At 45.2% G+C, this 2,955-nt stretch carries 2 protein-coding genes and 1 rRNA gene; 1 reads left to right on the top strand and 2 read right to left on the bottom strand.

Going from position 1 to position 2,955, the window contains the following annotated elements; translation table 11 throughout:
- The first annotated feature begins 47 nt into the window (after positions 1–47).
- A 5S ribosomal RNA gene (gene rrf, locus ACMJ0U_RS02325) occupies positions 48–156 on the top strand.
- A 440-nt stretch (positions 157–596) separates the two neighbouring features.
- On the opposite strand, the gene nagA (ACMJ0U_RS02320) is transcribed toward rrf, so the two are convergent.
- Positions 597–1,766, bottom strand: coding sequence for an N-acetylglucosamine-6-phosphate deacetylase (gene nagA, locus ACMJ0U_RS02320; RefSeq protein WP_417127913.1), 1,170 nt, complete (start codon positions 1,764–1,766; stop codon positions 597–599).
- Between the two features lie 21 nt (positions 1,767–1,787).
- Positions 1,788–2,954, bottom strand: a complete 1,167-nt coding sequence (gene nagA, locus ACMJ0U_RS02315) for an N-acetylglucosamine-6-phosphate deacetylase (RefSeq protein ID WP_417127911.1) — start codon at positions 2,952–2,954, stop codon at positions 1,788–1,790.
- Position 2,955 lies beyond the last annotated feature (1 nt).

Genomic DNA, 2,955 nt, shown 5'->3' with positions numbered 1-2,955 from the left:
AAGTGCTGAAGTTGCTTGCTTGTGAGTCATGAATACATAAATGATATTCAGGTGACTATTGCACGAAGGTTCCACCTCTTCCCATTCCGAACAGAGAAGTTAAGCTTCGTCACGCCGATGGTACTGCGCAAGTGGGAGAGTAGGTAGTCGCCGTCTTAACGGAAGCCCTGAGGCAGAAATGCTTCAGGGCTTTTTTGTGTCTGTACTATCCGTACGTCTGCGTCTGCGCCTGTGTCCGCTTCTTCCGCGGCAGGACGCCTCCTCTTTTTGCTGACGGATTCTCTCCTCGCTTTCCTTCCTTTTTCCTCTTTGCTTTCCTTTGCTTCTTTACCGCCTGTTCAAGCGGCTTTCAGAAATGCGGCAGGAGACGTTCTCTTCATACCGGAGAATCCTTCTTTACCGAGGCTTCCAAGATTTTCCTGGGATGCACGAAAATCAGTCTGAGGAGAGTCTAGGTTCGGGGAAAGGCCCAGTCCGTTAGAGAATGTGAATATTGAAGATATATATTGAGAGAGTAGCTCTTCTGGAAAGGAATATGAAAAATCCCCGAACTTCACAGCCCGGGGATTTTGATAGATTTCTATAATATAATTAGGTTAGTGAATCATTGTATTGGTACCTTCCACAATTTTTCCATTAGAAAATACACATCGAACATTGATGTCTTTGTCAAGAATAACGATGTCGGCATCTTTTCCTTTCTGGAGGCTTCCTTTGTGCGATTCGATGCCAATGAGTTTGGCTGGAGTCTCAGAAGCCATGCGGATAGCGTCTGCTAATGGAATGGCTGCTTTCTTCACCATTGTTTGAACTAGTACGTCCATAGTGGCTAAACTTCCTGCTAATGAAGAGTGATCGGCTAGCTTACATACTCCGTTTTCTATGATATATTTCGGGTCATCAATGCTTTCTCCATCGTAAGCTGCATATTTAAGTGAGTCAGTGACCAGGCAGGTTTGCTCTACTCCTTTGAGCTTGTAAACTAATTTTAGGATTGTAGCAGGCAGGTGGATACCATCTGCAATTACCTCTACGCTCATCCCGTCTATTAAGTATACACTTTCTACTGTACCTTCATACTTGTATTCGCGACGTTTATGAAATCCCGGCATTGCATTGTAGAAATGTGCGGCGTGAGTAAAGCCAGCTTCGAATGCGGCTTTAATTTCCGGATATTCAGCTTCAGTATGAGTAACTGCGGTAAAAATACCCTTGGAACGAGTGTATTTTGAGAAGTCATGTCCTCCGGGAAGTTCAGGGCTAATGTCCCAGCGCTTGATACATTGTGTACTTTCCAGCAGTGGAATGTATTCTTCCGGATCAGGATTTTTCAGAAATTCTTCCCATTGTGCACCGGCCATTTTCTTATTAAGATATGGGCCTTCAATGTGAAGACCTTGTATGATGCTTTCGGGAGCTTTCATCAATTCTTCACATGTGGCTACTGCACGTTTGATGTTGTCAAAACTGGTAGAACAGAGTGTGGGGAAGATTGAGGTTGCTCCGTGTGTCAGATGAGCTTGCGTGGCTTTTTGGAATGCTTCGGCAGTACCTTCCGTGAAATCGTGTCCGGCCCCGCCATGTGTGTGCATGCTTACGAATCCTGGTACGATATACATACCTTTGGCATCGATTACGGTAGCACCGATGACTGCAAGGTCGCTGTTGGTTACTTCCAGGATTTTTCCGTCACTGATGAGGACTGATCCGTCCTTCAGCCATCCTTGTGGTGTAAGGATATGACCATTTATGATTTGTGTCAACATAATCGTCGAATATTTAAGTCGTTAAAAAAGTTTGTTGGTACCTTCCACCAGTTTTCCCATAGCCCATACGGCACGTACGTTCAGGTCGTGGTCGAGGGCAATGATGTCTGCATCCTTTCCTCTTTCCAAAGTTCCTTTTCGGTCGAGTACACCCATGATACGGGCGGGTGTTTCTGAAGCCATTCTGACAGCGTCCTCCAATGGAATCTCAGCTTTTTGTACTATGGTACGAATCAAACGGTCCATAGTGGCAATGCTACCTGCCAGTGCTGAACGGTCAGCCAGTTTACAAACTCCATCTTCAATGATGACCCGGGGGTCGAATGCTTCTTTGCTGTCGCTAGCTGCGCAAGCCAGGGCGTCAGTAATCAGCGCTGTTTTTTCAACTCCTTTGATTTTGTGTACCAGACGAAGAATTGTAGGAGGAACATGAATTCCGTCGGCTACTACTTCTACCGTCATGTCGTCCATTAGATAGATACTTTCTACGGTTCCTTCGTATTTGTATTCACGACGTTTGTGAAATCCCGGCATTGCATTATAAAAATGAGTAGCGTGGGTATATCCGGCATGGAATCCTGTATAGATGTCCTCAAATTCAGCCTGTGTATGTCCTACAGAAGCCAGAACTCCTTTTGATGTGATGTATTTTCCGAATTGCATGGCACCGGGAAGTTCAGGAGCGGCGTCCCATCGCTTAATGCAGTGGGTTTCTTCCAAAAGTGGAATGTATTCTTCGGGATCGGGGTTCTTGATGTTTTCCGGCATCTGTCCGCCTGCCATCTTCATATTGAAATAATGTCCTTCCAGATGAAGTCCAAGTACCGGACTGTCAGGTTCACTCATTAATTTTTCTGTAGTTTCTACAGCAGCACGAATCATAGGAATTGTAGACGAAGAAAGTGTCGGGAAAATACTTGTAGTACCATGCTGCATGTGGGCCTTGATGGCTGTGCGGAATGCTTCTTCACATCCTTCCATAAAGTCACGTCCACCTCCTCCATGTACATGGATCTCGACTCCTCCCGGTACGATATACATTCCCTTTGCGTCAATGAGTGTAGCACCGACGATGGCCAAATCACAGTTGGTAACTTCTAGGATTTTATTGTCTCTGATTAGTACAGAACCGTCTTTTAACCAACCTTGGGGAGTTAAAATACGGGCATTAATTATTTGAGTTAACATA

The sequence above is a fragment of the Phocaeicola sp. genome, from assembly GCF_048170425.1.
Lineage (GTDB): Bacteria > Bacteroidota > Bacteroidia > Bacteroidales > Bacteroidaceae > Phocaeicola.
Note: the sequence above shows the minus strand (reverse complement) of the source record. Positions and strands in the feature narration are given on the sequence as shown.

What these genes read in the sequence shown, in the direction of transcription:
- nagA (WP_417127913.1), bottom strand. Translation starts at nt 1,766, where the DNA reads ATGTTGACACAAATCATAAATGGTCATATCCTTACACCACAAGGATGG.
- nagA (WP_417127911.1), bottom strand. Translation starts at nt 2,954, where the DNA reads ATGTTAACTCAAATAATTAATGCCCGTATTTTAACTCCCCAAGGTTGG.